Genomic DNA, 6,000 nt, shown 5'->3' on the forward strand with positions numbered 1-6,000 from the left:
TCAACTGCCCCAGGGAGGTCGAGCTTTCTCGATCGGGGCTGAACGGAGGATACGATGCAGACCGCAGTCGCTGCCGCGGAACCGCGCGGCAAGGTTCCCTTTTACCGGCATCTCTATGTGCAGGTTCTGGTGGCAATCGCCGCCGGCATCCTGCTCGGCCATTTCTATCCCGATTTCGGCGCTTCGCTGAAACCGCTTGGCGATGCCTTCATCAAGCTGGTCAAGATGGTCATCGCGCCGGTGATCTTCCTCACCGTCGCGACCGGCATCGCCGGTGTCTCCGACCTGCACAAGGTCGGCCGCGTCGCCGGCAAGGCCATGGCCTATTTCCTCGTCTTCTCGACGCTGGCGCTTATCATCGGCCTGGTCGTGTCGAACGTCATCCAGCCCGGCGCCGGCATGCACATCAATCCGGCGACGCTTGATGCCTCGAAGGTCTCGACCTTCACCGAAAAGGCGCATGACACGACCATCGTCGGCTTCCTGATGAACATCATCCCCGACACCATCACCGGCGCCTTCGCGCAGGGTGATATCCTGCAGGTGTTGTTCTTCTCGGTGCTGTTCGGCGTGGCGCTGGCGCTCGTCGGCGAGCGCGGCCGTCCGGTCGTCGATTTCCTGCAGGCGCTGACCGCACCGATCTTCCGCCTCGTCGCCATTCTGATGAAGGCAGCCCCCATCGGCGCTTTCGGCGCCATGGCCTTCACCGTCGGCAAATACGGCATCGGCACCATCGCCAACCTGGCCTTCCTGATCGGCACCTTCTATCTGACGTCGCTGCTTTTCGTGCTGGTCGTGCTGGGCGCGGTCGCATGGTACAACGGCTTCTCCATCCTGGCGCTGATCCGCTATATCAAGGAAGAGCTGCTGCTGGTCCTCGGCACCTCGTCGTCGGAGGCCGCACTTCCCGGCCTGATGGCCAAGATGGAACGCGCCGGCTGCAAGCGCTCGGTGGTCGGCCTGGTCATCCCGACCGGCTATTCCTTCAACCTCGACGGCACCAACATCTACATGACGCTTGCAGCGCTTTTCATCGCCCAGGCGACCGACACGCCGCTCACTCTCGGCGACCAGATCCTCTTGTTGCTCGTCGCCATGCTGAGCTCGAAGGGCGCCGCCGGCATCACCGGTGCCGGCTTCATCACGCTAGCCGCCACGCTCTCGGTCGTGCCTTCGGTACCGGTCGCCGGCATGGCGCTGATCCTCGGCGTCGACCGCTTCATGTCGGAATGCCGCGCGCTCACCAACTTCGTCGGCAATGCGGTTGCGACCATCGTCGTGGCGCGCTGGGAAGGCGAACTCGACCAGAAGCAGTTCGCCGCCGCCATGGCCGGCCAGTTGCCGGAAGAGGCCGACCTGGCGCTGTCGGGCGGCCTGCAGCCGGCCTGACCCGTCAGCATCCTCCCGAGCCTGAACAGGCCGCGGCTCCGCCGCGGCCTGTTCTTTTCGCCAGCCGCCGCATAGGCTGCGCTCAATCGAACTGAAGGCCCGTGCATGAGCAGCATGTTTCCCGAAATCTACCTTGTCCGCCATGGGGAAACGGAATGGAGCGCCTCGGGCAAGCACACCGGCCGCACCGACATTCCGCTGACCGCGAAGGGCGAAGAGGCGGCGCACGGCATTGCCGATCGTCTCCAGGGCCTGACTTTCCAGGCGGTCTGGTCGAGCCCGTCGCAGCGCGCCTTCGATACCTGCCGGCTTGCCGGTTTCGGCGAACGCGCGGTGAAGAAGGCCAACCTGCAGGAATGGGATTATGGTGCCTATGAAGGCATGACGACGAAGGAGATTCTTGGCCGGCGCCCAGGCTGGCAATTGTTTCGCGACGGCTGTCCGGGCGGCGAGACAGCGAAGGACGTCGGAACCAGGGCCGATGCGATCATTGCCGGGCTGCGCGCCATTGCCGGCAATGTGCTGATCTTCTCGAGCGCGCATTTCCTGCGCGTATTTGCAGCGCGCTGGGTCGGCCTGCCGCCGGAAGGTGGAGCGGATTTCGTGCTCGACACCGCGAGCCTCAGCATTCTCGGCTATGAGCATGATCCGACCGAGCCGGTGATCCGCAGGTGGAACCAGAAGTAGCGATCGCGGGCTCCCCCTCATCCGGCCGCTTCGCGGCCACCTTCTCCCCGGTGGGGAGAAGAGGTTGACTCGGCGCCAATCCGGGTGAGGGGGATGCTAGGCACGACTCCTCTCGCCCGACAGCATCGCCAACTCCTCGGTCGTCAGATGCCGCGCCTTGCCTTTCGCGAGATCGCCGAGCTGCAGGGCGCCGATCGCCACCCGCACCAGCCTGAGCACCTCGATGTCGAAAGCGCCGAGCAGGCGGCGGATCTGGCGGTTGCGGCCTTCATCGAGGACGATCTCCAGCCAGGCGGTGCGCCCGCCGCTGCGCAGCAATTCGATCGCGCTCGCCGTCAGCAGTTCGCCGTCCGCGACAGCACCTTCGCGAAACCGCCTGAGCATCGCCTCGTCAGGGGCGGAAGCGATCTGGACATGATAGGTCTTGGCGACATGCGAGGCCGGATCGAGCAGCCCGTTCGCCCAGCGCGTGTCGTTGGTCATCAAGAGCAGGCCTTCGCTTGCCTTGTCGAGGCGGCCGACCGGCGAGACGAAGGGCAGCTCCAGATCGGCAAGGCAGTCATAGACCGTGCCTCGGCCTTCGGGATCGTCGCGCGTGGTGACCAGCCCGCGCGGCTTGTTGAGCATCAGATAGACCTTGCGCTCGGCGGCGACGCGCTCGCCATCGACGGTGATGCGGTCGCGATCGGGATCGATGCGTAATGATGGGTCGCGCGCCACCTTGCCCGCGACCTGCACGCGCCCCTCGGCGATCAGCTGCTCAGCCTGCTTGCGCGAGCAAAACCCAAGCTTCGACAGCGCCCGGTCGAGGCTGACCTTCCCGGCAACGGCTCGCCGGGGCATCTCGCGTGGTTGTCGCATAGGCTTGCGTGTCATCGGCCGACAGATGCCACGCAGGGCAATGGGACCGCAACCCGCCCGCGGTCCATCCATCGTCAAGACACGGGCGCGCACCCGAGGTGGAAGACCAGCCTTGCGCGAGCAGGCAGCGCGGCCTGACCCGCTGTCATGGTTCCGGCGGCGCGCTCAACCGCCGGTAAGCGACACCGTCGAAGGTAGCCGTCACGAAGCTCTTGACCGACATCCTGCGCTTGCGCCCGTCGCTGCAGGCATAGATCGGCCAGCCGGCCTCGCTGCATTCGTTCGCCGCGCAGATGCGGGCAAGGCAGTTGCCGATGGTCAGCCGGAAGCCGCCCTTGCCGGCGAAGCCTTGCAGCAGGCTGCCGTCCGCCGAACGCCATGTCCGCTGACGGAATTCCGGCCGCAGGGCCGAAGGCTCGAGAGGGGTGGCGAGGTTGGCCGTGCCCGTGCGCGCCATGAGCTGAAGACGGTAGCGCGCCATTCCGGTCGCATAGGCGGTCACAAGGTCGGACTCACCCAAATAGGCGGCCGCCAGATCGGAGTTGTCGAGCAGATGGGGCAATCGCTCGCCTGCTTCTGTCGACCTCACTAAGGCAACAAGGGCGGCAAAGGCCAAGCAAGCGCGCAACATCTCGATTTCCAGCAGCCACATTTCCGGCGTGCCAGCGCCCCCGGCTGCCTCCCATACCATCTCGCCAATTGGTGCGCCGTGCAAGCCGCTGCAAGAGATGACCGGAACGTCTCAGCCGTTGGGAGAGGGCGGCAGCTCGAACAGGATGGCGCCGTTCTCCCGCCCTCGCTCGACATAGCCGATGATCCGGAACCATCTCGCGACGTCGGGTCCATGGAGCCAGCTGCGCGAGTGTATAGGAAGATTGCCGGCAAGTGCCTGGATATGGCGGATGTGGCGCTTGCAGAAGCGAACCGTTGCCGCGCTGAAGAAGTCCTCCTGTGCGGCAAACAGCGTGTCGGCCGCGTCGCCGTGCTCGTGCCAGGCAATGATGGCCACGGTCTTGTCGCCCTGGACCAGCGCATGAGCCCGGCCTTCCTTCAGGTTCATCATCAGATTGTCGTAGGCGGTCTTGCTGTCCTTGCCGGCCGCCAGATACTCGTCCGACATCCGCTTGGACAGATCACGGAAAACACTCTCGAGGTCTCCGACCGTCGCCGCTCGTGCTCTCATTTTTCCTCCTGAAAGCCCTACGGGCAGTTTGCCCTAAGGATAGGCATTCACCAAGCAAAGCAAATCCGCGATCGGCCGGATACGAGCAAATGCATTTCACCAGGCCGAGATCGCCGGTGCCGCCGCACCCGATGCGCCGGTATTGACGGTCGGAGGCGTCTCCAACTGATCCGCTACGGCTTGCCAGCGATCGGCGAAATGGCCGCGGCCGGGGCATCGAGTCCGATATCGAGGATCGGGGCACTATGCGTGATCCAGCCGACCGAGATCAGGTCGACGCCGGTCGCGGCGATCGCAGGCGCCGTCTGCGCGGTCACCCGGCCGGATGCCTCGGTGATCGCGCGCCCGCCGACCATCGCCACCGCCTGGGTCAACTGCTCCAGGGACATGTTGTCCAGCAGCACTGCATCGACGCCGGCCGCGAGCGCTATGTCGAGTTGCTCAAGCGTATCGACTTCCACCTCGATCCGCACCATGTGGCCGACGCCGGCACGCGCCCGCTCGATGGCCGTGCGGATATCGCCAGCAATCGCGATGTGATTGTCCTTGATGAGCACGGCGTCGTCGAGGCCGAAGCGGTGATTGCCGCCGCCACCGGCGCGCACGGCGTATTTCTCCAGCGCACGCAGGCCAGGAGTGGTCTTTCGCGTGCACACGATCTTGGCCTTGTGGCCTCGCACGGCGTCGACTACCGCCGCTGTCTGCGTGGCAATACCGCTCAGATGGCAAAGGAAGTTGAGTGCCGTTCGCTCGGCCGTGAGCAGCGCGCGCGCAGGTCCGCGCACTGCTGCGATGACATCGCCGGCGGCGATAGCCGAGCCGTCCGGGTGGATCACGGTGACTTCCGTCCGAGGATCGATCAGCTCGAAGGCGAGGGCGGCGGCATCGAGACCCGCAATCACGCCCGGCTGTCTCGTGGCGAGCACCATCGTCGCGGTCGCATCCGCCGGAACGATCGCGTCGGTGGTGAGATCGCCGGCGCGGCCCAGATCCTCGAGCAGGGCCGCGCGCACCAGCGGCTCGACCATCACGCGCGGCAAAGGCGTCAGCGTCATGGTCAAGCCCTCCTGCCGAACAGCGCTGCGGTGTCGGATTCCGTGTCGGAAAGGATCGCCGCCGCTTCGAGCGTCTCGTCGAGCGCCAACCGCAGCGATTGCGGCTGCGCATCGCGCCGGGGGAAATCGGTCCGGAAGTGTGAGCCCCGGCTTTCCTCGCGACGGAGAGCGGCAACCGTGATCATCAACGCGATCAGCGCGGGATCGGACGCGGCATCATCATCGGCGACGACTGGCACGAGCGTCCTTGCCGCGTCGCGTAGCGTCTGGCCGTCGCGCTCGATGCCGAGCGCGCGCGAAGCGATCGGGCGGATGCGCGAGGCATCCGGTCGCGGCGGCACGATCGCGGGCTTCAGCCGTCTATGCGCGCCTGGCGACGCGGCAGCGACGCTTGCCGCGATCCAGGCGGCCGATGTCACGGCCTCGATGAGCGAGTTGCTGGCGAGACGGTTGGCGCCGTGCAGCCCGGTGCGGGCGACTTCGCCGCAGGCCCATAGGCCGCGAAGCGAGCTCCGGCCTTCGGTGTCCACCGCCACGCCGCCCATGTGATAGTGGGCCGCGGGACGCACGGGGATCGGCTCCACGGCGGGATCGATGCCGGCTTGGCAGCAAAGCGATGCGATCGCCGGGAAGCGCTCGGCGAATTTCGGTCCGAGACACTGCCGCGCGTCGAGGAACACGCGATGCCCGGCCTCGAACTGGCGCCACACGGCTCGCGCCACCACGTCCCGCGGCGCGAGTTCTCCCCCTGGTGTATCGGCGAGGAAGCGCCAGCCGCGCTCGTCGACGAGAACCGCGCCCTCGCCGCGCGCCGCTTCGCTGACC

General features: G+C 66.2%; 7 protein-coding genes. 2 read left to right on the top strand and 5 right to left on the bottom strand.

The genetic code is table 11. The annotated features are described in order from the left end of the window. The first annotated feature begins 54 nt into the window (after positions 1-54). Together EOA38_RS03585 and EOA38_RS03590 are read left to right on the top strand one after the other, a co-directional pair. On the top strand, positions 55-1,389 hold the full coding sequence (locus tag EOA38_RS03585; RefSeq protein ID WP_127298460.1) for a dicarboxylate/amino acid:cation symporter: 1,335 nt from the start codon (positions 55-57) through the stop codon (positions 1,387-1,389). A gap of 105 nt (positions 1,390-1,494) precedes the next feature. Continuing rightward, the gene (locus EOA38_RS03590) at positions 1,495-2,076 is read left to right on the top strand and encodes a histidine phosphatase family protein (RefSeq protein ID WP_127298461.1); all 582 of its coding nucleotides are present in this window, start codon (positions 1,495-1,497) and stop codon (positions 2,074-2,076) included. Positions 2,077-2,172: 96 nt separating this feature from the next. Here the strand turns inward: EOA38_RS03590 and EOA38_RS03595 are convergent, their stop codons facing one another. The 5 genes from EOA38_RS03595 to EOA38_RS03615 all read right to left on the bottom strand — a co-directional run. Beyond that, the gene (locus EOA38_RS03595) at positions 2,173-2,919 is read right to left on the bottom strand and encodes a pseudouridine synthase (protein WP_245464816.1); all 747 of its coding nucleotides are present in this window, start codon (positions 2,917-2,919) and stop codon (positions 2,173-2,175) included. A 163-nt stretch (positions 2,920-3,082) separates the two neighbouring features. Next, on the bottom strand, positions 3,083-3,589 hold the full coding sequence (locus EOA38_RS03600) for a hypothetical protein (protein ID WP_245480747.1): 507 nt from the start codon (positions 3,587-3,589) through the stop codon (positions 3,083-3,085). A 90-nt stretch (positions 3,590-3,679) separates the two neighbouring features. After that, entirely contained in the window at positions 3,680-4,120 is a 441-nt protein-coding gene (locus EOA38_RS03605) for a hypothetical protein (RefSeq protein ID WP_126090235.1), read from the bottom strand. 173 nt (positions 4,121-4,293) lie between these two features. Then, on the bottom strand, positions 4,294-5,175 hold the full coding sequence (gene nadC, locus EOA38_RS03610) for a carboxylating nicotinate-nucleotide diphosphorylase (RefSeq protein WP_127298462.1): 882 nt from the start codon (positions 5,173-5,175) through the stop codon (positions 4,294-4,296). Positions 5,176-5,177: 2 nt separating this feature from the next. Next, positions 5,178-6,000: FAD-binding protein (locus EOA38_RS03615; RefSeq protein WP_127298463.1), on the bottom strand; the 823-nt coding region annotated here is incomplete at its 5' end.

It is taken from the genome of Mesorhizobium sp. M1E.F.Ca.ET.041.01.1.1 (assembly GCF_003997355.1).
GTDB lineage: Bacteria > Pseudomonadota > Alphaproteobacteria > Rhizobiales > Rhizobiaceae > Mesorhizobium.